General features: G+C 43.7%; 20 protein-coding genes and 1 tRNA gene. 6 read left to right on the forward strand and 15 right to left on the reverse strand.

The features are described from left to right. Positions 1 to 242 precede the first annotated feature (242 nt). The gene (locus tag PNK_RS01035) at positions 243 to 1,613 is read left to right on the forward strand and encodes an MATE family efflux transporter (protein ID WP_079992747.1); all 1,371 of its coding nucleotides are present in this window, start codon (positions 243 to 245) and stop codon (positions 1,611 to 1,613) included. Positions 1,614 to 1,809: 196 nt separating this feature from the next. On the opposite strand, the gene rpsJ is transcribed toward PNK_RS01035, so the two are convergent. The 8 genes from rpsJ to PNK_RS01075 all read right to left on the reverse strand — a co-directional run bounded on the left by rpsJ (position 1,810) and on the right by PNK_RS01075 (position 8,483). Further along, on the reverse strand, positions 1,810 to 2,145 hold the full coding sequence (rpsJ, locus tag PNK_RS01040) for a 30S ribosomal protein S10 (protein ID WP_032124860.1): 336 nt from the start codon (positions 2,143 to 2,145) through the stop codon (positions 1,810 to 1,812). 16 nt (positions 2,146 to 2,161) lie between these two features. Continuing rightward, the gene (gene fusA / locus PNK_RS01045) at positions 2,162 to 4,249 is read right to left on the reverse strand and encodes an elongation factor G (protein WP_032124861.1); all 2,088 of its coding nucleotides are present in this window, start codon (positions 4,247 to 4,249) and stop codon (positions 2,162 to 2,164) included. A 15-nt stretch (positions 4,250 to 4,264) separates the two neighbouring features. Further along, entirely contained in the window at positions 4,265 to 4,738 is a 474-nt protein-coding gene (gene rpsG, locus PNK_RS01050; protein ID WP_032124862.1) for a 30S ribosomal protein S7, read from the reverse strand. A 165-nt stretch (positions 4,739 to 4,903) separates the two neighbouring features. Further along, the gene (gene rpsL / locus PNK_RS01055; protein WP_032124863.1) at positions 4,904 to 5,281 is read right to left on the reverse strand and encodes a 30S ribosomal protein S12; all 378 of its coding nucleotides are present in this window, start codon (positions 5,279 to 5,281) and stop codon (positions 4,904 to 4,906) included. Positions 5,282 to 5,846: 565 nt separating this feature from the next. Beyond that, positions 5,847 to 6,056, reverse strand: a complete 210-nt coding sequence (locus tag PNK_RS01060) for a hypothetical protein (protein WP_059059756.1) — start codon at positions 6,054 to 6,056, stop codon at positions 5,847 to 5,849. A gap of 42 nt (positions 6,057 to 6,098) precedes the next feature. Beyond that, positions 6,099 to 6,839 carry an SMC-Scp complex subunit ScpB gene (gene scpB, locus PNK_RS01065; protein ID WP_051981829.1) on the reverse strand — a complete coding sequence of 247 codons (741 nt, stop codon included), beginning with the start codon at positions 6,837 to 6,839 and terminating at the stop codon, positions 6,099 to 6,101. Next, positions 6,836 to 7,564 (reverse strand): segregation and condensation protein A, encoded by a 729-nt coding sequence (locus PNK_RS01070; protein ID WP_059059758.1) that lies wholly within the window; start codon positions 7,562 to 7,564, stop codon positions 6,836 to 6,838. Before PNK_RS01070 ends, scpB begins: the two co-directional genes overlap by 4 nt. Before the next feature lie 358 nt (positions 7,565 to 7,922). Beyond that, positions 7,923 to 8,483 carry an RING finger protein gene (locus PNK_RS01075; protein ID WP_059059761.1) on the reverse strand — a complete coding sequence of 187 codons (561 nt, stop codon included), beginning with the start codon at positions 8,481 to 8,483 and terminating at the stop codon, positions 7,923 to 7,925. A gap of 667 nt (positions 8,484 to 9,150) precedes the next feature. Here PNK_RS01075 and tsp point away from each other — a divergent pair. The 5 genes from tsp to obgE all read left to right on the forward strand — a co-directional run bounded on the left by tsp (position 9,151) and on the right by obgE (position 13,305). After that, positions 9,151 to 11,172, forward strand: a complete 2,022-nt coding sequence (gene tsp, locus PNK_RS01080; RefSeq protein WP_059059762.1) for a tail-specific protease Tsp — start codon at positions 9,151 to 9,153, stop codon at positions 11,170 to 11,172. 112 nt (positions 11,173 to 11,284) lie between these two features. Further along, positions 11,285 to 11,357, forward strand: a tRNA-Phe gene (locus PNK_RS01085). Positions 11,358 to 11,601: 244 nt separating this feature from the next. Next, positions 11,602 to 11,946, forward strand: a complete 345-nt coding sequence (rplU, locus tag PNK_RS01090) for a 50S ribosomal protein L21 (protein ID WP_032124867.1) — start codon at positions 11,602 to 11,604, stop codon at positions 11,944 to 11,946. Then, positions 11,936 to 12,187, forward strand: coding sequence for a 50S ribosomal protein L27 (gene rpmA / locus PNK_RS01095; RefSeq protein ID WP_011174768.1), 252 nt, complete (start codon positions 11,936 to 11,938; stop codon positions 12,185 to 12,187). The genes rplU and rpmA overlap by 11 nt, the downstream gene beginning before the upstream one ends. A 107-nt stretch (positions 12,188 to 12,294) precedes the next feature. Continuing rightward, a complete protein-coding gene (gene obgE, locus PNK_RS01100) occupies positions 12,295 to 13,305 on the forward strand; it encodes a GTPase ObgE (RefSeq protein ID WP_032124868.1) in 1,011 nt (336 codons plus the stop codon). A 119-nt stretch (positions 13,306 to 13,424) separates the two neighbouring features. Here the strand turns inward: obgE and PNK_RS01105 are convergent, their stop codons facing one another. From PNK_RS01105 to PNK_RS01135, 7 genes are all read right to left on the reverse strand, one after another. Continuing rightward, positions 13,425 to 15,128, reverse strand: a complete 1,704-nt coding sequence (locus tag PNK_RS01105) for a cation:proton antiporter (RefSeq protein ID WP_059059765.1) — start codon at positions 15,126 to 15,128, stop codon at positions 13,425 to 13,427. Positions 15,129 to 15,738: 610 nt separating this feature from the next. Continuing rightward, positions 15,739 to 16,620, reverse strand: coding sequence for a hypothetical protein (locus tag PNK_RS01110; protein WP_231909266.1), 882 nt, complete (start codon positions 16,618 to 16,620; stop codon positions 15,739 to 15,741). A gap of 107 nt (positions 16,621 to 16,727) precedes the next feature. After that, positions 16,728 to 18,110, reverse strand: coding sequence for a transcription termination factor Rho (gene rho / locus PNK_RS01115; RefSeq protein WP_032124870.1), 1,383 nt, complete (start codon positions 18,108 to 18,110; stop codon positions 16,728 to 16,730). Positions 18,111 to 18,302: 192 nt separating this feature from the next. Then, positions 18,303 to 18,908, reverse strand: a complete 606-nt coding sequence (gene coaE / locus PNK_RS01120; RefSeq protein WP_032124871.1) for a dephospho-CoA kinase — start codon at positions 18,906 to 18,908, stop codon at positions 18,303 to 18,305. Beyond that, complete coding sequence (gene polA / locus PNK_RS01125) at positions 18,902 to 21,574, reverse strand: DNA polymerase I (RefSeq protein WP_059059767.1); 2,673 nt, start codon at positions 21,572 to 21,574, stop codon at positions 18,902 to 18,904. The genes coaE and polA overlap by 7 nt, the downstream gene beginning before the upstream one ends. A 197-nt stretch (positions 21,575 to 21,771) precedes the next feature. Further along, positions 21,772 to 22,455, reverse strand: a complete 684-nt coding sequence (locus tag PNK_RS13845; protein WP_059059770.1) for a collagen-like protein — start codon at positions 22,453 to 22,455, stop codon at positions 21,772 to 21,774. A gap of 185 nt (positions 22,456 to 22,640) precedes the next feature. Next, positions 22,641 to 23,681: a S49 family peptidase gene (locus PNK_RS01135; RefSeq protein ID WP_059059772.1), complete on the reverse strand. Its 1,041-nt coding sequence runs from the start codon at positions 23,679 to 23,681 to the stop codon at positions 22,641 to 22,643. Positions 23,682 to 23,765: the final 84 nt, after the last annotated feature.

Consider the following 23,765-nt stretch of genomic DNA (forward strand, 5'->3'; position numbering starts at 1 on the left):
GCAGAATGATGATTTTTGCTATACACAAAATAGGGCTTTAATGATCGTAACTGCATTATGCCTACTATGATCTCCATCATCTATCCTGGCTTCCAAATAGCTAGGCCTCTTCCGTTATTGCGTGACAGCAAGACGCCTGGCTTTGGCCATAGTTTGTACAATTGACGGGTGAAATAATCTCTACATTATTAATTGCGACCCGTTTATGATTTTTCAATTCAAAAAAAGGACGGTGATTGACAGTGACTTTAACGCCCTATAAGTCAGGAAGTTTAAAAGAGATGATGTACATCGCTTTTCCTTTAATGCTTTCTTCATTATCTGTCTCATCAATGGTCTTTGTCGATCGCCTTTTTTTGGCTCGTTTTTCTGTGCCAGCTTTTAATGCGGTGTCTAATGCCATGACACTTGGTTGGGCTTTCGTCTTTGGTTGGATGGTTTTGACCAGCATCGCCGAAGTTTTTGTGGCTCAGTACAATGGAGCCGGACAGAAAGAGCGTTTGGGCGAGCCTGTTTGGCAGATGATTTGGCTGAGCATTTTTTCTGCCCTGTTTTTTATCCCTTTGAGTTTATACGGAGGGGAATGGTTTTATGGGGTGGATCCGGAGAGGCAATTAGAGAAGGATTATTTTAGCTGGATGATGCTTTTTGGGCCAAGCCTTCCCCTTTATGGAGCTCTTTGCGGATTTTTTGTCGGGCAAGGGAAGATGTATTTGATGACAGTTGTTGCGGTTGTTGCCAATCTTCTCAATGCCGGGTTGGACTATGTATTGATTTTTGGCTTGGGCTCCTATCTCTCTCCCATGGGAGTCGTAGGGGCGGCAATTGCAACCAGTGGCAGCTCGGTCTTTCAAGTGTTTGCTTTGGCAGCCGTCTTTCTCAATGCGCGCAATCGCCGCGAATGCGGCACGAATCGCTTCGCCTTGCAGCCGTATCATTTTTGGCAGTGTGTGCGCATTGGATTGCCGAGCGCACTTTTCATTGTCATCGAGCTTTGCGGGTGGGCCTCTTTCTATCACATGATGGCGCTCGTCAGCGAGCAGCATATTCTCATTGCCGGTATTTCGCAAAGCATGGTGATCTTATTTTTCTTTTTTGCAGAGGGCATTAGTAAGGCAGCGAGTACGCTGACAGGCAATTTAATTGGCGCGAAGCAAATGATTGGAATTCCGCAGATGATTCGGTCAGGAATTTACTTGCACGCCTTATTTTTCCTTATCCTGTTGGGACTCTTTTGGGGATTTGCCGACGAGGTGGCAGCCTACTTTTTCTCGGGCGCTTCTAAAGAGGCAATTGCTTCTTTGGGAACGAGCCTAAGGTTCTGCCTGTTTAGTATCTGTTTTTATTTGTTTTGCGAAGGAATCCGCCTGCTTTTTGCAGGTATTTTAACAGCAGCTGGAGATACGCTCTTTTTGATGTGTGCTGGATCGGTATCTGTTTGGGCTCTGCTCGTTCTTCCCACCTATTTTTGGATCGTTCAGCGTCACGGATCGATTGAAGAGGCTTCGCTCATTTGCGTATGCTATAGTTTAATTGCTGGAATGCTTTATTTTTGGCGTATCGGAACGGGGCAGTGGAAAGCCATTTCATTGATGGCCGAGCAAAATACTTGATAGTGGGTTAATTCAGGATGCGGATTTTACGGCACGCCATGCCTTTCACAAGTTCCCTTTGCCCTCCCTTTATCTCCTAAGCTAGAAAATTCATTAAGCTCTTCATGCTTTTCTCTTGAATGTAAATTTTTTGACAAAAAAAAGAGGCCGGTACTCTTACCGGCCTCTGCAAAGCGAAACTCAATCGTGTAAACAATTAAGCTTTAATTTTGATGTCTACCCCAGCAGGGAGAGTCAATGTTTTTAAAGCGTCGATTGTCTTACTTGTTGGATTGAGAATGTCGATTAAGCGACGGTGCGTACGAATCTCAAACTGCTCGCGCGATTTGCGGTCGATGTTTGGAGAACGGAGTACCGTAAACTTTTCACAGCTCGTTGGAAGAGGAATCGGACCTGCAATGGCAGCGCCTGTTCTCTTAGCTGTTTCGACAATATCAGCTGTTGAACGATCAAGCAGACGTTGATCATAACCTTTCAACCTAATGCGAATCTTTTGTCTCGCTGCTTTAGGCTGCTTTTCTTGTTTTGCCATAATAACCTTACAACTCTTACTTCTTAATGATTTCTTCCTGAATTTTTGCTGGAACGCGCTCAAAGTGGCTAGGTTCCATTGCATAGGTAGCGCGCCCAGAAGAGAGCGAACGCAGCTGTGTCGAGTATCCGAACATTTCACTCAAAGGAACTTCAGCGTGAATAATCACAGCACCTTTGTGGTTTTCCTGACCAACGATCTGTCCACGGCGACGATTCAAGTCACCAATCACGTCTCCCATATGTGCTTCAGGAGTTGTGACGTCGACCTTCATGATCGGCTCTAAGATAACAGGCTTACACTTGCGAGCAGCTTCTTTTAAAGCCATCGATCCGCAAATCTTAAACGCCATTTCGTTAGAGTCTACATCGTGGTAAGAACCGAATACGATATCGACGGCAACGTCGACCAGATTGTAGCCGGCCAGAACGCCTGTTGACAAGCCTTCTTCAATACCCTTGATTGTTGGAGCAATGTATTCTCTTGGAATGACACCACCGACAATCTTGCTGACAACCTCGTTTCCTTTTCCTTTTTCGTTCGGACGGATTTCGAGTTCGACGTGCGCGTACTGCCCACGACCACCTGACTGCTTAACGAATTTCGTTTGGCTGCTACCAGGAGTTGTGATCGTTTCTTTATAGGCCACTTGTGGCTTACCAACGTTAGCTTCAACGTTAAATTCGCGCTTCATACGATCGTGCAAGATCTCTAGGTGAAGCTCACCCATCCCTGCAATAATCGTCTGGCCAGTTTCTTCATCTGTTGTCACACGGAAAGTCGGGTCTTCAACCGATAAGGAAGAAAGAGCCATAGCAAGCTTTTCGCGATCGCCTTTCGACTTAGGTTCAATCGCCATCGAAATAACAGGTTCAGGGAATTCCATCTTCTCGAGAAGAATTGGTCTCTTAGGTGCGCAAAGGGTGTCTCCCGTTGTCGCTTTCTTCAAGCCAATACAAGCAGCGATATCGCCTGTGTGGAATTCGTCTTTTTCTTCACGCTTGTTAGCGTGCATTTCGAGCAGACGAGAGACTCTTTCCTCTTCACCTTTCGTGGTGTTGAGTAGAGTCATACCTTTTGTCAAGGTTCCGCTGTAAATACGAATAAAGGTTAAACGACCAACATATGGGTCAGTCATGATTTTAAATGCCAATGCTGCGAGCGGCTGCTCATCGTCTGGTGTTAAAATGATGTCTTCGTCTGTGTTGAGGTCGTGTGCTTTGATGTTTCCACGATCGAGTGGAGAAGGCATCCATGCAACAACTGCATCGAGAAGCTGTTGAACTCCCTTGTTTTTGAAGGCAGATCCGCATAAAACAGGGTTGAATTTGTTTTCGCAAACGCCCTTACGGATGACTGCATTGATCTCAGCCTCTGTCAAGGAATCTGGATTCTCGAGCACTTTCTGCATGAAGACTTCATTGGCTTCATCGATTGTAGCTAGTTCTTCTAAAAGCTCAGCGCGCATCTGTTGGCACTTTTCAACCAAGTCAGCTGGAATGTCAGTTTCATCCCAATCTGCGCCGAGAGTTTCGTCGTGGAAGAAATAGGCTTTCATTTTGACGAGATCGACCATTCCTTTAAATTCAGCTTCTGCGCCAATTGGGCACTGAACAGGAATCGCATTCGCATGGAGCTTTTCACGCATTGTATGGACAGCATCAAAGAAGTCTGCACCCATACGGTCCATTTTGTTAACGAAAGCAATACGAGGAACGCCGTACTTGTCTGCTTGACGCCAAACGGTTTCTGACTGAGGCTCTACGCCCGATACCGAGCAGAAAAGCGCCACAGAACCATCCAAAACGCGCAGAGAACGTTCTACTTCGATTGTGAAGTCGACGTGTCCAGGCGTATCGATCAGGTTGATTTTTGCATCTTTCCAGAAAACAGTGGTAGCCGCAGATGTGATGGTGATGCCGCGCTCTTGTTCTTGCGCCATCCAGTCCATTGTGGCAGCGCCTTCATGAACTTCACCAATTTTGTGCGAACGTCCGCTATAATAGAGGATACGCTCTGAAGTCGTTGTCTTACCAGCATCGATGTGAGCCATGATACCGATATTACGAACGTTTTTAAGCTGTTCCTTAGCAGGTCTTGCCATGATGTATCCTCCTTATTACCACTTATAGTGGGCGTAAGCTTTGTTAGCTTCGGCCATACGGTGGGTATCATCTTTCTTTTTAATGGTTGTCCCTTGATTGTTGTAGCAATCGGCGAGCTCAGAAGCTAAAGCATCTTCCATAGAACGACCAGCTTTTCCTCTTGAGTGTCCAATAATCCAACGCATAGCCATTGATGAACGGCGGTTAGCTGGAATTTCGATAGGTACTTGGTAAGTTGCTCCACCAATACGGCGAGATTTAACTTCCAAAGCAGGCTTTGCGTTTTCTAAAGCTTGTTCGAATGCTTCGAGAGGATTTTCAGCCTTCACTCTCTTAGCGAATTTTTCGATAGCATTATAAACAATGCGACGGGAAGTCGATTTCTTACCGCTTTCCATCACTTTATTGATAAATTTTGACAAAACTGTACTGCCGTATAACGGATCAGGTTCTGTCGGGCGTTTTTCTGCACTGTGTCTTCTTGACATGATTTCCTCAAAAAATGAGCAATTAAATCTAATTTGATAATAGAAGATCTCAATGATTCACCTGGAATCAGGGATCTCAAATCCCTTAACACCTGTGCGTGATTGACGTTTTTACTTAAAACGCGAATCGCGAACCAGGATATTCATTGATGGAATATCCTAATGTTACTTCTTCTTAGGACGTTTCGCCCCGTACTTGGATCTTCCTTGCTTACGGTCTTTAACAGCCGCACAGTCTAATGTTCCGCGAACAATGTGATAGCGCACACCAGGTAAGTCTTTTACACGACCACCACGGACGAGTACAATACTGTGTTCTTGAAGGTTATGTCCCTCTCCACCGATGTAAGCAATAACTTCTTGACCTGTAGAAAGACGAACCCAAGCTACTTTACGTAAAGCTGAGTTAGGCTTCTTAGGTGTCTTAGTTTTCACTTGCAAGCAGACCCCACGACGCTGTGGACACTTCTGGAGCGCAGGTGATTTGCTTCGTCGCTTCTTCGGAGCACGTGGCTGGCGAACGAGCTGTTGAATTGTCGGCATGTTTGCCTTCTCCATATAAAGGTTTATAATAGCAACCTCTCATTAAAAAATTTTTAAATGAGAAGATACCTGTTTAGTATAGGAAACTAGAGGATTTTTGACAAAGATAAAGGCTGTAGCCGTGGAAAAAAACATTTTTTACTTTCGCAGTTTTATTATTATATCATAAAGATGGCTATTATTTATAATTTGATTGCTATTTTGATTTATCAATCATCGCTTTTAATTTGAAATTTTCTATTTTCTTTGCTTATTGAAACAGAAATTATGGTGAGATTGAGCGATAAAAGATTATCACCCGCCCTATTAATCGCTTATAGTTTGCTAGCTATCGAATTTTGTATTAATCGATTGGAAGCATTTGGGGGTGAAGTTGAGATCATTACTGTTAGGGATTCTTGAGTTGGGGGAGTTGGGATCTCTATCCAGGAATTAATAGCCAGATTTTGGGGATCAGGGGCCCAGCTTGAGCTGCTTCTTCGATGTTGGGGCTTTTGATGAGGACCCACCGATAAAGCCTGCCATGCCTGCGAAACCTGAAGGAATAATTATTGTAACATTGCTTTTAATTGAACCATACACCAAGAGACACCACGAGAGGACAGCTAACCAAAGCGGATCTCACTCTTAAAATTTGCGAAATAACCAAGCATCCTCGCTCACTTTTGACATAGTCAATGGCCCGTCCCAAATAGGTGATTTGAGCAGGAGCGGCTGGCGGCAAATTTTGAAAATGAGGGGCGTTGAATTCAGCGAGCTCAATAGTTGTTTGCACGGCGAACCTATTATTCTGAAATGCGATAGCTTAATTAAAAAATTAGTTTTTGTTGTTGCCGAATTGATTGGCAAGCTCTTTCAGATCTTTTAAACCAAAATGCTTCAAGAATTCTTTGGTAGTGGCATAAAGAGTTGGGCGACCGGGGGCTTCCAATTTGCCGACTGGTTCGATCAGCTGCCTTTCTATGAGCTGCACGACTGTTCCTGAGGAGTCGACTCCGCGGATGGCGTCGATTTGAGGACGGGTGATGGGTTGCCTATAGGCAATGATGGCCAGGACTTCAGTTGCGGCGTAAGAGATTTTCTCGCTGCGGCGTTGTCGGTGTAGTATATCTAAATAAGGGGCATATTCTTCATGCGTGCGCAAAGCGTATCCTTGAGCAATCTCTTCTAATTTGAAGGCGCGCTGATGGGCGATGTAGTCTTGCCGTAACGAGTCGATGAGCTGGCGCAGTTGCCTGGGTCTTAAAGGATAAAGTGTGTCTGTAATTTCTCGTATTTTGGCAAGCGAAAGGGGCTCGGGGCTGGTAAAAAGCAAGGCTTCAATCACTTTTTTGATTGTTTGCTGCATCTGTTGATCAATTTGAGCCGAGGGTGCTTCATCGAACTCATCCTCTTCTTCTTTGATCGGCTGGGTATCATCTAACGGTATAGAATGCTCATTAGCTGGTCCCTCTTCTACCTGGATGCTGGTGTTTGAGGAATTATTCAAGATAGGTTCTTCGGAAATCTCAGTTTTAAATTCCACTTCGGTTTGAAAAAAATTCAATTCTTTTGTCATGAGAGACCTTCTTGTTTGGCATAGATGATAAGTTGAGAAGAGGTGGCGTCTTTTCCGACACCCGCCAATCCCAATTTCATCAATTCTAAAACGGCTAAAAAAATGACGACGAGTTCTAACCGAGGCTTGTCGGGTGAAAAAAGGCTTTCAAAAGTGAATGAGTCTTGCGATTGGAAGAGATGGCGAATGGAGCGAATTTTATCGCTAACGCGCCAGCTCTCTTCTTGAATCTGTCCTTTCGATTGTTCCGATCTTTTCATCATTTCTTGAAATAGTGAGGAGAGCTCTTCTAGTGAAACGTCATTGAGGCCTAAAGGTTTTTTCCATTCAGGTGCGTTTGTTCCGCGAAAATAACAGGCTTGTTGCTGCTCTTGACGGATGGCTAAATCTTTGGCGGCTTGTTTGAAGCGGCAGTAGTCCAGTAGATGGTGGATGATTTCAAAATGAGGATCTTCTTCTTGGATTTCTTCATCTTCCATCTGTTCTTGCTTGGGCAGAAGCATTTTGCTTTTTAACCAGACGAGGTAGGCGGCTGTTCCGACAAACTCGGCCCCTTTTTCAAGGTAATGGGCTTGCCATTCGCTTAATTTTTCCAAAAACTGTTGGGTGAGTTCTTGGATAGAGACATCGTAGATGTTGATTTCGTCTTTCTGGATAAGAGAAAGCAAAAACTCGAGAGGTCCCTCAAAGTTTTCTAAGGCAAAATGGTCTTGTTTTTGAATCATGAACGAAATGGCGCTTAATGGTTTGATACTAAAATAGCCGATTCTTGATTTCTAATGCTACCTGGATTCTTTAAGATCTTTTTATTTAGGATTTCATCTTCATTAACTTCATTCTATTTAAAGAAAGGCTTCTTAAAGGCTTCTTTATGATGAAGATTTCATGATCTGCATTGAGATAGAACGGGTGATCGCAGATGCACCGGAACCCTGTGTTATTTAGATCTCCTAAAGCCATCTAAGAGGTGCTTCAATTTGGCATCTCCTTGAAGCATAACACTGATGCCAATTACCTTACGAAAGTTGGTTTTACCCCTGCATCATCAGCTCTTATGTTTTGTTAAAGCTCGCTCGAGTCTTTTTAATTTCTTCTGAAGATGCGCTGGATTCTCTCTGATAGCTGCAATTCATGGGGATTAAAGGGGATCAAAGTGGCTGCTAGTGATCCTATCGCGATCAAGATTGCGCTATTGTTATAAGTAAAAGGATAATCGCCTCTATGTGCTGCCGGTTGCTGTGCGAGCGCCGCCGTTACTACAAAAGCGCCAACTCCCATCTTCAAGCCCATATATTCGATCTTTGCCATGATTCCTCTTTCTTTATTGATCAAGGAAGAAACAGAGTCCGGATCGATTGGATGTTTGCAGTAGGAGCAATGATAATTGTGTGAAGTTTCGATCCAAGTTTGCAGGCATTTCAGGTGAACGGGATGTTTGTGCCCATCTTCTTCGTGCTCGACGACCAATTCGTCTCCATCTTTGGAATAATCCAAATCATTCCAACAAGTATAACACTCTTTTTTGTCATGTGGCTTTATTCGCGGTTCATCATATTCAGATTCATTTGGAATGGGGAGCCAAGGATTGATAATATAGTCGGCAAAAGAAGAGGAGGGGTAAAAAGAAAGCGAATCTAAAGGCATCTGACCTCACTTGTTATTCCATAATATTAATTCGAGAAGCGAGTATAGTACTTGCCATCGATTATTGGTAGATATGGATATCTATCCTCATAAGAGAGCAATATTTTTCATCCATTTGTTGATTGTTGCAAAAACAGTAATTAATTGTAAGAAATTAACGTTGTTTTATTACCTGTTCGAATTATTAAAACCTTTAATAGTGTTTTTTTGGGGGTTGATTAAAAATACTGTTGATAACACTATTTAATAGATAGATTGTCTTTTCTTTTCTTTTCTTTTTTGGAAATTGATAAATCGAGTAATGGGGAGGCTTCGGCTAATTAAAATAAAGGCTGACTTAATTCAGTCTTATGCAGAAATTGAATAAGAGTGTCTTGAGATTATTTTATCCACCAATCAGTCACATGTGAAGCTCTTGGATTAATGGATAAAGTCATACCTTACTTAGGGTTATCTTGCATAGTATTGAGGTTTTAAGGTTCAAAATCAGGGTACAATTCATGGAATGCTGTAATGCTATGAGTAGGTCTATTAGTGCGTTGTGTGTGGCTTAAGTTTTTGTTGGCCATTGGAGTTTAGGGGGCTGGAAAAGCTCTTCAAAAAAGGATTGTCGTTTTAATAGTCAAAGACTATTTTGACAGATTCACCGAGAAAGGAGCTCATTTTTATGAAGACGAATTGGCTGACAACTTTAATTTTTGCAGGGATGATTGGGGGTGTTACGCTTAACGCCCATGAGCAGGATTTACTTAAATCGAGCGATGTTGATCGCATCATGAATCAGATTTTGAGCCAGCATGTCGAAAAGCGCGTAATGTCGGGAAAAATTTTACAAAGCGCAGTTGCTATTTTTATCAATCAGTTTGATCCGCTGCGAATCTATTTGTTAGAAAGTGAGATAGCTCCCTATGCCCATCTTACAGATGCTCAACTGAATCAGTATGTTGAGCAATATCAGCGCAATGATTTCACTGTTTTTAAGCAGCTCAATCAACTCTTTCAAAAAGCCATCGAGCGTTCAAGAAAACTGCGCAAAGAGATTGAAACGCATGACAAAGAAGCTCTTTTTCATTTGGACAACGCAACATCCAATGGGAGCGATGCTAAGGCTGAAAGACCTTTTGCGCGCGATGAGAACGAGTTGAAAAAACGGATTTTAGAGAGCCTGGAGAGCTTCATTGTTTCTTATAAGCAGCGCTATGGAGAGTTGTCGACGGCTCAAAAGAAAGAGTTTGTGTTGCATTCTTACGATACCCGCCTGAACGAATTTGAAAATCAATACCTCTATCAAGGTGATAAGGGCAATGTTTTGCCAGCCGCTGAGCAGGAAAATTTATTTACGATTCACGTTTTAAAGGCGCTTGCTAGCAGTTTGGATTCTCACACTACTTTTTATCAATCCAATGAAGCGTACGATATGCGCGTGCGCCTACAAAAGGAATTTCAAGGAATTGGGCTCGTTTTGCGGGATAAAGGAGATAAAATTGAAGTCGCTCGCATGCTAGAGAGTGGGCCGGCTGCCAAAAGCGGCTTGATTCAACCGGGTGATATTTTGCTCGAGGTCGACGGAACGTCTATTTTGGACTATCCCTTTGACCGGGTGATGAAAATGTTGCATGGATCAAAACAAGCGCAGGTGAAGCTCTTATTTAAGCGCCAGGCTAAAGGGGAGCAGCCAGAAAATATTTTTACTGTGCGACTCACGCGCGAAGAAATCATTCTCAACAATGACCGGGTCGATGCGAGTTTTGAAACATTTGGCAATGGCATCATCGGCAAAATCACCCTGCATTCTTTCTATCAGGGCGATGGTGTTTCGAGTGAAAAAGATGTGCGCGATGCCATTCAAAGCCTTGAGAAAAAGGGGAATTTACGAGGGCTCATCTTGGATTTGCGCGACAATAGCGGAGGATTTTTATCGCAAGCAGTCAAAGTTGCCGGGCTTTTCATCACCAATGGTGTCATCGTCATTTCAAAGTACTCAAGCGGAGATGAAAGGTTTTATCGCGATGTAGATGGAAAGATAGCCTATGATGGCCCTCTCGTCGTCTTGACATCCAAGGCTACTGCTTCTGCTGCCGAGATTGTGGCTCAAGCTTTACAAGACTATGGTGTGGCGCTCGTTGTGGGTGATGAGCATACCTATGGCAAGGGGACTATTCAGACGCAAACCGTGACCGATAATCAAAGCACTTCCTATTTCAAGGTCACAGTTGGCAAGTATTATACCGTTTCTGGCAAGACGCCTCAAAAGCAAGGGGTCAAGGCTGACATTGTGGCGCCAGGCCGTTGGAGCAAAGAGGATATTGGGGAAGCTTATGCAGACTCGCCCGATTCGGATACCATTCCAGAGGCTTATGATGATAATTTGAGCGATGTAGCACCTGATGTCAAAGCCTGGTATCTAAAATACTATATTCCCTCGATTCAGCATCGTACCAATGTATGGCGGGAGCTTGTGCCGACGCTCAGCAAAAATAGCGAATACCGCATGGCTCACAATAAGAATTATCAATTGTTCTTAAAAGGCAAGCTTCCAGAAGGAGAGGCGCAAGATCAGGATGAGGAAAGCGAGTGGCTTTCGGGGAAAAAAGCCAAGACGTTTGGCGTTGACGATTTGCAAATGCAAGAAGCTGTAAATGTCGTTAAAGACATGATTTTGCTTCATACTTTGGAAAAAAGAAAATAAAAAAATAGGGCTCATAAGTCTTGTGAGCGATAAATGAACCCTAGAAGCAAAAATATTGAACAAAGTGATTGCACAAAAAGTAGACATGAAATAAAGTACTCACTTTAAGTTTGGCCAGATAGCTCAGTCGGTAGAGCAGAGGACTGAAAATCCTTGTGTCGCTGGTTCGATTCCAGTTCTGGCCATCCTTTCTTTAACTCCCGCTCGGCTTGTCAACTTCTTTATCTTTTCCCCTTTTTTTTGCCTGCTTTGAAAATAACCTATTGGTAGAAGAATTAGGCAAAGAGGAGTCTATTTAGATTGGCTACATTGGAATTTAAGAAAGTGCATTTTTCTGATTGATTTCAAACGGTGGTTAGGGTAAACTTTGTTTTTCTATTGATTTTTTAAACATCAAAAGACTGATTATTTATTGTTAAGAGGTTCACAATGTACGCCATTATTAAGACAGGTGGAAAGCAGTATCGCGTCCAAGAAGGAGACATAGTCGATTTTGAACTGCTTCAAGCCGAAGCAGGCGCTCAAGTCGAATTCGGACAGGTCTTGTTTGCTTTTGACGGCGCAAAGACTCAAGTTGGTAATCCTAGCATTGCCAATTTCCTCGTTTACGGCGAAGTATTGGGCGAAGTTAAAGGTGAGAAGATCACGAGCTTGAAGTATAAGCCAAGTCATAACCAATGCCGCAAGTGGGGCCATCGCCAAAAGTATACACGTGTTAGAATAACAGGTATCGGAAGCAAGCGCCAAGGAAAGGAAGGAAAGCATGGCTCATAAGAAAGGTCAGGGTTCAACCCGTAACGGACGTGATTCCCACTCAAAGCGTTTGGGAATAAAAGTAGGATCAGGGGAAGTCGTTAGAGCAGGAAGCATCCTCGTTAGACAACGAGGAACAAAATGGCATCCAGCTAAGAATGTTGGTCGTGGAACAGATGATACTCTTTTTGCTTTAGCAGACGGAGTTGTTGCTTTCCGTAAGTCTAATAAGACCTACATTTCTATTGAAACAGGCGCTTAAGCGACTTTCAACTTTTTCGTTTTGAGTTCGGCTTCAGCCGAATTCAAAACTGTCTGATTCCCTTCTTCCTTATCAATTAAGTTTAGTTTTAGTCATCCAAGAGGATTATGTTTGTTGATCGCGTAGTCATTGAATTTGTTGCGGGCAAAGGCGGCAATGGCGTCGTCGCTTGGCGTAGAGAAAAATTTATCCCTAAGGGTGGTCCGTCGGGGGGTAATGGAGGCAAAGGGGGATCGGTCATTTTAGAGGCAGATACCCAGATTGGTTCATTAGATTGGTTCCGTCATCGCCGCATTTTGAAGGCTCAAAATGGAGGAGATGGTGGAGGTAATTGCCGTCAGGGCCGTAATGGTACCGATCTCATCTTAAAAGTTCCTTGCGGGACATTGGTCAAAGATTCGCGTACGGGTGAAATTCTTTACGATTTCGTGAACGATAAAGAGCGTTTCGTTCTTTGTAAAGGCGGGCGAGGGGGACGAGGCAACGATAGTTTTAAGACGCCGACTCACCAAGCGCCCAATGTTTGCACAGAAGGAACGTATGGCCAAACGCATCACGTCGAGCTCGAGCTGAAATTGATCGCCGATGTGGGCTTGGTGGGCTTTCCCAATGCTGGAAAATCGACTCTCATTTCTTCTTTGGCAGGCCTGCGCGTTAAGGTAGCAGCCTATCCTTTTACGACCCTTCAACCGAATTTGGGCTTCATCGAACTCGATAATTACAAGCGGGTCTATATTGCTGACATTCCAGGCATTATTGAAGGAGCAAGCAGCAACCGTGGCTTAGGTCTCGAGTTTTTGCGCCACATCGAAAGAACGAAGCTGTTGATTTTCATCCTGGATGCCTCCGGCATCGATGGCCGTACGCCTTCGAGCGATTTTCGCGTTCTTCGCGAAGAAATAGGTGCTTATAATCCGGAACTGCTCGAAAGACCCTATTTGGTTGCTCTTAATAAGATCGATACGGAAGAATCGCAAGCTAATATCGAGGAGTTTAATCGTACGTATCAGCTCCCTCCTAACACCCTTTTCAAGATTTCAGCTGCTTATGGCGAAGGGTTGCAGGCTTTAGTGGAAGAGATGACGGACCGGTTGGCAGAAAAAGAGCCTGAGTTTTAATCGAGGCTCTTGCAGCCTACTAGATTTTGCGAGAGTCTGCGATTGCGCAAAACCTGTAGCTCATCGAATTGATATTCTTAGCCCTTCATTCATCGAATGAGGGGCTTTTTTTTAGTCATTCAAGAGAGAGCGTCTTTATTCAGATGGTCTAATTGAGACTTAATGAGATTGACCATTTTTTCGGCCGAAGCTTCTTCATCACAGACGATGGGAATGTCTCCAAATCGATCATGATGGAGATCAGATTTAAAGTGCGAGCGAGCAATGATTTTAACGAATGGATTTGTTTGCTTAGCTGCTTGAATGATGGATTGAGTCACTTGAAAATCGGGTGTTGTAATGACAAGCAAGCGCACTTTCTCTAAGTTGGCCCGTTCTAAAATTTGAAACTGGCTGGCATCGCCGAAGATGGCCTCGATTTTACTCTCTTTCAAAGCTGAAATCGTATCGATGTTTTGGTCGATGACGGTGACATTATAATTCTTCCCCAATAAATAATTGGCAGCCATTTGACCCATGGGGCCATAGCCAATGACGACGACCTTTGGCATGAACGATTCTAGTGCTTCTTCTTCTTCGTAAAGAGCTTTAAGGGTTTGGCTTTGCGCCGGGCTCTTTTCTTGCGAGCCCTTTTGCTTCCACCTTTTGATTGTCAAAGGCTTGAAAAGTTGGAATAGAAGAGGGTTTAGGGCAATACTAATGAATGCACAGGCTACTAGAATATCGTAGGCATTTTCAGGCAAGATACCAAGTTGGCTTCCCTCTTCGGCTAAAATAAATGAATATTCACCAATCTGCCCAATGGCAAGGGCGACTGTAAAAGCCACTGTATTGGGATAATTAGCGAGTTTGATAATGGTGAAAGCTGCTAATGGGCGGAGGATGAGGAGAATGGTCAAAATTCCAAAAAATAAAGGGAGATTGTTGCCGACTGCTATGGGATTAAACAACATCCCGACAGATAAAAAGAAAATGACAGCGAAGGCATCGCGCATAGGCAGAGCATTGGCTGCTGCTTGATGGCTCATATCTGTTTTTCCAACGACTGTTCCGGCAATGAAGGCTCCGAGGGCTAGCGAGACCCCAAATATGGCGGAGCTTCCAACGGCAATTAAAAATACACAGGAAAGAATAGCTAGGGTAAATAGTTCATGCGATCGCGTTCTGGCAATGCACTTGAGGAGCTTGTCGATAAGCTTCTCGCCTATAAAGTAGATAATAAATCCAAGGGCTGCCATTTTTAGTAAGACTAATGCGATGGAATAGATAACGCTGGCAACAGGGCTTGTGTTTAATCCGGCCGGCAAGACAAAGGCTGGCAAAAGAATTAAACCCAGGACTGAGATTAAGTCCTCAACGATTGTCCACCCCACCACAATGTGTCCTTGACGGGTGTGCAAGAGATGCTGGTCTGCCAATACGCGTACGATGACAACAGTGCTGGATACGCATATAGCCAAGCCAATGACAAGGCCTGCTTGTGCCGACTCTCCCAAATACATGCTGTACAAAAGCCCTGCTGTGATCGAAAGAGCCGAGAGGATCATGGCACCTGGCAGGGCGAGCTGCTTGACAGCGCTCAAATCCTTCCAATTAAAGTTGAGACCAACCGCAAACATCAGTAGAGTGACACCGATATTGGCGAGCTGTTCAGACATGGCAGGATCGGCCACAAAGCCTGGAAAATTGGGACCGATGATATAACCGGCTAGCAAATAACCTAAGATGGGGGAGAGTTTGAGCCGCTGCGCAATGAATCCAAAGGCACAAGCGATTCCAAAGCCAATGGCTAGAATCCAAATGATTTTTAGTTCTTCAGGCATGCTCAAACTCCTTTAACCTGTTGCAAAAAATAGTCTATTGCTTATGTGGATAGTTCTTAAAAACTTTTTTAGCATTTTTAAGATAATAGAAACAAGTTTCATGAAGCTTTGGAAAGGGATTATTTTTACTCATAAAAGACTTGGAAGTCGACCCTGCGATTTCCATAAAATGCTCCTGAAAATGAATAAGAAAGCATTGGTGGCATTTTATACCAGCTATCAGTTGTTTTCCGTTGCCAATAGTTCGCTAAGCGCTCACTGTGGGCTTTAAAATCAATCGGCCTAAAGGCACCTCACAGCATCTGCCATCCATGCACGGGTTGCCGGATGGAAATCGATCGAATCTGATTCTTCCTATTGTCCAAACAAGCACATAGGGTAACGGTTTTATATTCTGTTAACCTTTAAATAAAGTGAGTGTGTTAGAGGCCGGGCTATGGGTAATAGAAAAAATAATGAGCACGGAGAGCGATTGATTGCAAATTACTCGCGAAAGTTGGCTTTATTCTTATTCTGAGAAGAGCGGCTGATTGGCGAGGCTGAGAGTAAAGCCATGTAGGGCGGCTGTGAATAAGAATCACCTGCGATTCTTATTCACATTATCCAGCCTTTAGCGCTGAGAGAAGTAAGAAGGTTGGATGCGTTGGCCTGACAGAGCATTCCATTCAGAAGCTGAAATGGAGCCGTCTGGATTCAGGACTTCTAAACGATAGACCGGCAGAAAAATTTCTTTTTCGTTCCTAATTTTAAAATCATTTCCAAATGCAGCTTGAGCCATATTAATGATTTGGCTGCGCGAATAAGTCTTAGCAACCTTTTGGCTATTGATGATAGGTTTGGAAACGAGATGCTGTTTGAGCCTTGTTTGAGGTACGACTAAAAAGCGTGGATTCTCAAAATGGAGCTGCAAGACCTGTCCTTTTTGAACAACGAGGTGTTTTTGCTTAGCGCTTTCAATCCACGGCTCTAAGACTTCTCGTTCCACTTTTAATTCGCGTTGAAGCTCGTCGATTGGCAATGTGCCTTGCCGCTTAGATAAGGCTTGAATGATTTTAAAATCATTGCGCGATGCCTGGCATTCTAAGCAGTCTTTAAACCCATGGGTTGTTTCCCACGTTTCAGTGTTAAGTACAATTTCGCCGTTAGTCAACCCCCACAAAACGACCCCTTCGCGTGTTTTTTGATCTTCCGTGTATTTGACGTCAAAAAGAAGGTAGGGATAGAATTTGTAGATAGTTTCTTGAAATGTTTTTTTATCATTGCCCAGCAATTCTTGCCGATGAGCATTCATGATTTGCTCAGGCGTATATTTCGATTCTAACGTAGCGATGTCTTGATTATCGACATAGTGGAAAAGGTGATCTTTCCAGTCAGCTACTGTAGAGCTATTTTCCCAAGCCCACCATCCTGCAATCGTGCTAGCAACCAATAATCCAATCAGGGGCAAACGAAAAGAATATCCTCCCTGATCATAACTCTCTTTTTTACCCATATCACTCCGAACTTCGTTCACCTAAATCAGGTGGATTTCGTTAATAAAAAAAAGATAAAATGACTGACGATTAATCTGCAAGTCACTTTATCTTTTAAGCGTAGACTTTAGTCTTTCATAGAGAGCAAGAACTCGACGTTGCTACCAGTTTTCTTTAAACGGTTGATCAACAGGTTCATTGCGTCGCCCGGAGCTAAATCGGCAACGGCTTGACGAAGAAGATAAATCTTCTCTAGCTCGTTGGGATGATAGAGCAACTCTTCTTTACGCGTACCACTCTTGATCAAGTCGATAGCAGGATAAGTGCGACGATCAGCCAAGCGACGATCGAGCACGAGTTCCATGTTACCAGTACCCTTGAATTCTTCGAAAATGACCTCATCCATACGCGAGCCGGTGTCAATCAAAGCTGTTGCGATGATGGTCAATGAGCCGCCTTGTTCGATATTGCGTGCTGCACCGAAGAAACGCTTAGGTTTATGCAAGGCGTTGGCATCGATACCACCAGTCAGGATTTTACCTGAATGTGGCTGAATCGTATTATAGGCCCTGGCCAAGCGAGTGATAGAGTCTAAAAGAATAACAACGTCATTGCCATGCTCGACTAAGCGGCGTGCTTTTTCGATTGCCATTTCAGCGACTTGGACGTGTCTTTCTGGCGGTTCATCAAACGTTGAAGAGATGACTTCGCCTTTGACAATGCGTTGCATGTCGGTGACTTCTTCAGGACGCTCGTCGATGAGTAGAACGATTAAGACGATTTCAGGATTGTTGCATGCAATGGCATTGGCAATATTCTGCAGTAAAATCGTTTTTCCAGATCGGGGAGGTGCTACGATGAGGCCCCTTTGCCCTTTACCGACAGGCGCTGCCAAATCTAGAACACGGGTTGACAATTTTTCTTTGGTAGTCTCCATCACGATTCTTTCGTTAGGATAGAGAGGAGTTAAGTTTTCAAAGAGAATGCGTTCTTTGGCTTTTTCTGGTGGGCGGCCGTTAATTTTATCCACTTTGAGCAAGGCAAAATACTTTTCCTTGTCCTTTGGTGGACGAATGGTTCCGCATAGGGTATCGCCTTTTTTTAAGTCGAAACGGCGGATCTGAGCTGGTGAAACATAGATATCTTCGGCAGAAGGGAGGTAGTTGTAGTTGGGAGAGCGTAAGAAGCCAAAGCCGTCTGGTAGGATTTCAAGTACACCTTCTCCATAGAGCACTTCATTTGGATTTTCTGAGATCGCTTTAACAATTTCAAACACCATCTGCGACTTGGTTAAAGAACCAAGATGCTTGAGTCCAATTTTTTTGCCATATTGGTTAAGCTGATCAATATTCATCCGTTGGATGTCAGCAATTTTAGTGATGATCTCTGGTTGAGATCTCTCCTGACCAGCTGTTTGAGTCGCCTGTTCAGGATTTTGCTTATCACATGCATTATCCTCAAATGTCATCGAGGTGTCTAAGGGTGTATTCTCTGTATTCTCTGGGTCCATTAAAAGCAAGACTCCAATGTAAATAGGTTAATTGATTGATCCTACGACCCATTGCAGGAAGAGGATATGGATAAACGATCGCAGATAGGCCTCCCTCTTAGAGAATTTTTTTAAGTTAAAAAATCTGCTAAGAAGATTTCTGAAAACTCAATTAGCCTGGTTTTGTTGGTAATTCAGTTTTGAGAGACATGCTTAGCCTTCTGTTAACTCTTGATATAACTCTCTTAGCGGCTGCTGAAGATCAGAAATCGCTCCATTGTTCATAATGACGTAATCGGCTCGAATGGCTTTTTCCATCGGGAGCATTTGCTCTGCCATCCTCTTGTCAAACTCTTTGCGATCGTAGTGAGTAGCCTTATTAAAGCGCTCAAAACAAGCATCTTCGTTGGCCACAACGGCGATGACCGCATCGAACCGCTTTTCTCCGTCACTTTCAAATAAAAGGGGAATTTCAGCTATGAAGAGAGGGAATTGATTTTTATCCTGTTGTTTTTGATATTGTTGTTCTATTTCGTCATATACAGCTGGATGAAGAATCTCTTCTAAACTCTTTAACAGCTGATTGTCTAGAAAGACCCGCTGGGCAACTCGAGATCGATCAATTTGTTGGTTAACAAGTATGCCTGTTCCCAATAATTTAACGACCCGTTGGCTAACGTTTGCATCAGAAGACAATAATTGATGAACGATTTCGTCAGCGCTTACGACGTAAGCCCCAAGTTCTTTTAAGATACGACAAACCGACGATTTGCCACACGAAAGACTGCCTGTAATGGCTACTTTTCTTAATTTTAACATTCTTTCCAATTTTTGCCAATATGGATGTCGACGACTAAGGGGACTCTCAGCGGCATCACGTTTTCCATGGTTGTGCGAACAAGCTGCGAAACAGAGTGCAATTCTTCATTCGGTACTTCAAAAATCAATTCATCATGAATCTGCAAAATCATGTAAGCTTTGTTGTGCTCCTGCATGAGCTGCTGATGGATCTGAAGCATGGCTGTCTTGATTAAATCAGCTTGTGTTCCCTGTATGGGCGTATTGACGGCAAAGCGATCTGCTGTTGCTCGAATCATGGCGTTTTGGCTCTTAATCTCTGGAAGGAGTCTCTCGCGGCCCATCATGGTCACAGCCTTGCCTGTTTGACGAGCCGATGCTTTGCAAAACTCCAGAAATTCTTTAACTTTACTATAGCGCTGAAAGTATAGCTGAATAAAGGTGGCGGCGGTTTTATTGTCAATCCCGAGCTCTTGAGCCAGGCCAAAAGCTTGCTGGCCGTAAATGATACCAAAATTGACTGCCTTAGCCTGATGACGCTGCTCCTTTGATACGTCTTGCAAAGGAACATTAAATATGAGGGAGGCGGTAAAGGCATGAATGTCTTCATTCATGCTAAAGGCGTTGATCAAGGCCGGGTCTTCGCTTAAGTGGGCCAGCAAACGGAGTTCGATCTGGGAATAGTCGGCTGCAAGGTAGCTCCACCCCTCTTTCTGTGGGCGAAAGGCCTCTCTGATTTTACGTCCCACTTCGGTGCGAACGGGAATATTTTGCAAGTTGGGGTCTTGACAAGCTAGACGCCCAGTTGCTGCAACTGATTGATTGAAATTGCAGTGAATGCGTTGAGTTTTGAGATTGACTTCCTGTGGCAGTGTATCAACATAAGTTGAGCGCAGCTTTTCCAATGTGCGGTACTCTAGCAATTTGCCGGCAATGGGATAATTATTTTTTAGGCTTTCCAGGACCTCTGCATTCGTTGAATGGCCGGTGGCTGTTTTCTTTGGAGGTTTGATACCTAGCTTGGTGAATAAAATCTGGCTGAGCTGCTTAGGAGAATTGAGATTGAAGGGCTCGCCTGCCATATCATAAATGACTTCTTCAAGAGTTCGAATCTCTGCTCCAATATCGTGTGACAAGTCTTTGAGATAGGCTGTGTCGACAAAGATTCCTTTCCTTTCCATATGTGCCAAGACCGGCAGTAGGGGGAGCTCGAGATCGAATAAAAGTGAAGAGAGGGAGCGCTCTTGCAGCTGAGAGCTTAAAGCCTCTTTGATTCGAATGGTATAGTCGACATCTTCACAGCAATAGTTGCAGACCTTGTCTAAGGGAACTTCTTTCATGCTGATCTGACTTTTACCTTTACCGATCAAGTCTTGGATGGGGATCTTGACTTTGTCAAAGAGGTCGAGGGATAAGTAGTCTAGGGAGTGCCGGCGGCTGTGGGAATTCAGTACATAAGAGGCTAAAATGGTATCGAAGCAAATATTGGCAACGCAGATATCGTAATTGGCTAACACATGATAGTCGTACTTAAAATTGTGCCCATAGAAGCCAATTGCAGGATTTTCTAATAAGGGCTTGAGCTTGCTTAAGACGGTTTCTTGAGTCAGCTGTCCATTTACAGGAATATACCAAGCCTTCTTGGGATCTACTCCAAGTCCAATGCCTACAAGTTCTGCTCTTAAAGGGGAGATATCGGTTGTTTCGGTATCTAAGCAGATCTCTTTTTGCTCTGACAAATAAGCAATGAGTTCATCGAGGCTTTGTTCATCGTTGATGAGCAGATAAGAGACCTCTTCTTCAACCGCGGTTAGATCGATTCCAGGCTCTGAAGGAATGTCCATTTCGCGGATCAAAGTGGTAAAATTCATTGTCCCATAAAAATCTTTTAAAGCCTGCCAAGAGGGTGTGGCGAGTTTGAAAAAGTCGGCTTCTTTGGGGAAATCGACTGCCGTATTGATGGTCACAAGTTTTTTGCTAAGCAAAACCTTTTCCCGCTCGGCAATCAAGGTATCCTGCTTTTTCTTGCCCGATACTTCGTGCGGGTGGTCGAGTAAATAATCTAGGGTGCCAAATTTTTCTAGCAAATCAGCCGCTGTTTTAGGTCCAAATCCTGATAGTCCAGGAACGTTATCGGAGGCGTCACCCATGATGGCTAAAAAGTCGATCATCTGCTCCGGTTTGACACCGAATTGTTCTTTGACGTCTTCAGATGCCAGAATGAGATTCTCTTTGAAGGTATTTAAAATTAAAATGCGATCGGTTACAAGCTGGCACATGTCTTTATCACTTGTGCAGAGATAAGTTGTGGCTTGCATATTGGCGGCCCACTGCGCCACACTGCCCATCGTATCATCGGCTTCCACGTTGGGAACCATTAATTCTGGAATTCCCATGAGCTGGCAAAATTGCTGGGCCCACAAGATTTGATAAAGCAGATCTTTGGGCATCTCTTTACGATGTGCCTTGTAGTCCGCATATAATTCTGTTCTGGAACGGGCATTATTGGGGCCATCAAAAACGGCAACTAGATGCGAGGGATTAAAGTCTTTAATGAGCTTGAGAACGGAGCGAATAAATCCGAATAAGGCATTGGTAGATTCTCCTTTGGCGTTCGTCATTTGACGAATGGCAAAATAAGAACGATAAATGTAGCCCGAAGCATCTAGAATATAAAGTTTGTCCATGAAGAGTCACAAGATTAAATAAAAGAAAGGAAATGTAAGAGGGTTGATTTATATTACAAAAATCTCGAAACGCCCTCTAAGCTGAACGAAATGTCCGTGTTTCTTTAGATTATAACTTATTGAGCAAATTTTTAAATAGTGCAATTTATGTTTTGGTGATCTGAAAAGAGAATAGGGTTAAAATTGCTTAATAAATGTCACTGCAGGCGGGTGATTTCAAGGTAGGCTGTTACAGCGCCTGAGCTGGGAGGTGCTGACAAGTCGGTTCCTTCTGGAGATCCGCTGCGTATTCTAAATGTGGCATTGTCAGGTGCTGATGCAATAAATGATCCGGAGATCATGGATTGTGAATTCGTGCCATCAATTATGATGGCAGCTCCTTGAGGGAAGGCTCCATTGATGGCAACACCTATTTCACTTAGGTTGGTTGCAGCTGCACCGTAGCTGATTTTAAACGTGCCACCCGTCAGAACCGTTAAATCGCCACTTAGAGGATTAAAATCATAGTCTGAAGTTATTTCGGGAGTTGTACCTCCAATCAATAAAGATTCACCAACAGGGACATTTCCTGTGAGAATCGTGAAAATATAGGCAAATGATGAAAGCGAGACTGGACCTGTGGCTCCTGTTGCGCCAGTTGCTCCTATGGCTCCTTGTGGGCCTTGAAGTCCAGCAGCTCCCGGAATCCCTTGCGGCCCTTGTGGTCCGATTGCTCCTGTGGGTCCGGTAGGGCCTGTTCGAGACAGATGATATTTATGACTTAACTGATTAACTAGCCATTCGGCCAGAAGTCTTTGATGTTTATTAGAAGAGCCGCTTTCACTCGCTTCTAGAAAAGGTGCGCAAGTTAATAGGAAAAAGCAAAGGGAACAGAACTTCATAATCCACTTAATCTTATTTTTCAGCCTAAATTAACTTATCTATATTTTTTTGCAAATTTTTTTTGATCAGGGAGTAAAAAGAGCAGGCAGATTTGTGTTTGATAGCAGCGATTGACAGGTTTATCGTGGCAGGCGCTATAATGTTGCAGAAGCAGACAGGCTCTAAATCCTGTCTGCGACTCGTTTTATTGAGGGTAATAGAGGTAGAGATAGCGATTTTGCAAGAGAAGATCGACCGCTGGAGAGACTGACATCTCATGTTTGATTGTCCCTGTCATTAACGAGGCTTGGCTAGAAAATAGATTTTTCCACCATCCTTTGTTTTCTAAGCGGATAACCTGGTAGTAATCGCCTTCGATTCCAACCGTTTTTAGAAGCTCTTTTAAGGTAGCACTGATGGACGATCCGCTGACATCGATGAATCCTCTTTCGAGGGCTTCATTGGCAGGGAAGATGTGGGCACCATAGTCTTTGATGAGCTTTTCTTTAGAGATATCGGGGCGGTTAGAGGTGACTAGATTAACAAAGTGGCTGTAGTAGTAGTCTACGATTTGTTTATAATTGTCCTCTTCACCTGGTTTCCAAGGGCGAAGCGGATTCATTGCATCTTTGTCTTTACCGGCCGAGATTGTTAGCGCTTCTACCCCAATTTTATCGAGTAGTTTAGTGACATTCATGAAGGTCGGAGCTATGACGCCAACGCTTCCGATCAAGCTAATTTCGCTTGCGAAAATTTTATCGGCTGCAAGTGCAATGTACATACCACCCGATGCGCACAAACCGTCGACATAAGCATAAACGGGAACTTGATATTTCTTTTTGTAATCGATGACGGCATTGTAGATTCCATCTGCGTCGGTGACTGTTCCGCCTGGCGTATTAATATAGAGTAGCAAGCCTTTCACGCGATTGTTTTTATAGTCTCCTTCTCGCGATTCCACTAGCTGTTGTTTAACGGTGTGAGCGCTTAGCTCTTCTGTCCCTATAATACCATCGATGTTGATTTGAAGAATGACCGGAGCTTCGCTTGAGAGCACCTCACGTTTGCCATTGGCATTAGGCAAAATTTCCTCAGTATGGACTGTTGTTAGTTGATTGTCTTTTGTTCCAGAAGATAAGACGCCGAGCAAAATGGCGGTTGCCAAAATGCCAAAGCAAATGCCAATGACAGCACAAAAAGCCACGAAGAGGGCTCTTAGTGCAGAATAAAAAATAGATTCTCGCATAACTCTTAACCTTTAAAAATTTGTAACTCTTTCATTTCCAATGTTTTTACGCTTTGGATGCCGAAGAAACGTTGAAAGTTGCCG

This window comes from Candidatus Protochlamydia naegleriophila (assembly GCF_001499655.1).
In the GTDB taxonomy this organism is placed as follows: domain Bacteria; phylum Chlamydiota; class Chlamydiia; order Chlamydiales; family Parachlamydiaceae; genus Protochlamydia; species Protochlamydia naegleriophila.

Excerpts from the sequence above, each read along its gene's own strand:
- tsp (WP_059059762.1), top strand. The coding sequence starts at position 9,151 with ATGAAGACGAATTGGCTGACAACTTTAATTTTTGCAGGGATGATTGGG.
- PNK_RS01135 (WP_059059772.1), bottom strand. The coding sequence starts at position 23,681 with ATGCGAGAATCTATTTTTTATTCTGCACTAAGAGCCCTCTTCGTGGCT.
- coaE (WP_032124871.1), bottom strand. The coding sequence starts at position 18,908 with ATGTTAAAATTAAGAAAAGTAGCCATTACAGGCAGTCTTTCGTGTGGC.
- PNK_RS01105 (WP_059059765.1), bottom strand. The coding sequence starts at position 15,128 with ATGCCTGAAGAACTAAAAATCATTTGGATTCTAGCCATTGGCTTTGGA.
- rplU (WP_032124867.1), top strand. The coding sequence starts at position 11,602 with ATGTACGCCATTATTAAGACAGGTGGAAAGCAGTATCGCGTCCAAGAA.
- PNK_RS01110 (WP_231909266.1), bottom strand. The coding sequence starts at position 16,620 with ATGGGTAAAAAAGAGAGTTATGATCAGGGAGGATATTCTTTTCGTTTG.
- rpsJ (WP_032124860.1), bottom strand. The coding sequence starts at position 2,145 with ATGGCAAAACAAGAAAAGCAGCCTAAAGCAGCGAGACAAAAGATTCGC.
- rpsL (WP_032124863.1), bottom strand. The coding sequence starts at position 5,281 with ATGCCGACAATTCAACAGCTCGTTCGCCAGCCACGTGCTCCGAAGAAG.
- rho (WP_032124870.1), bottom strand. The coding sequence starts at position 18,110 with ATGGACCCAGAGAATACAGAGAATACACCCTTAGACACCTCGATGACA.
- obgE (WP_032124868.1), top strand. The coding sequence starts at position 12,295 with ATGTTTGTTGATCGCGTAGTCATTGAATTTGTTGCGGGCAAAGGCGGC.
- PNK_RS13845 (WP_059059770.1), bottom strand. The coding sequence starts at position 22,455 with ATGAAGTTCTGTTCCCTTTGCTTTTTCCTATTAACTTGCGCACCTTTT.
- rpmA (WP_011174768.1), top strand. The coding sequence starts at position 11,936 with ATGGCTCATAAGAAAGGTCAGGGTTCAACCCGTAACGGACGTGATTCC.
- polA (WP_059059767.1), bottom strand. The coding sequence starts at position 21,574 with ATGGACAAACTTTATATTCTAGATGCTTCGGGCTACATTTATCGTTCT.
- PNK_RS01075 (WP_059059761.1), bottom strand. The coding sequence starts at position 8,483 with ATGCCTTTAGATTCGCTTTCTTTTTACCCCTCCTCTTCTTTTGCCGAC.
- fusA (WP_032124861.1), bottom strand. The coding sequence starts at position 4,249 with ATGGCAAGACCTGCTAAGGAACAGCTTAAAAACGTTCGTAATATCGGT.
- scpB (WP_051981829.1), bottom strand. The coding sequence starts at position 6,839 with ATGACAAAAGAATTGAATTTTTTTCAAACCGAAGTGGAATTTAAAACT.
- PNK_RS01070 (WP_059059758.1), bottom strand. The coding sequence starts at position 7,564 with ATGATTCAAAAACAAGACCATTTTGCCTTAGAAAACTTTGAGGGACCT.
- rpsG (WP_032124862.1), bottom strand. The coding sequence starts at position 4,738 with ATGTCAAGAAGACACAGTGCAGAAAAACGCCCGACAGAACCTGATCCG.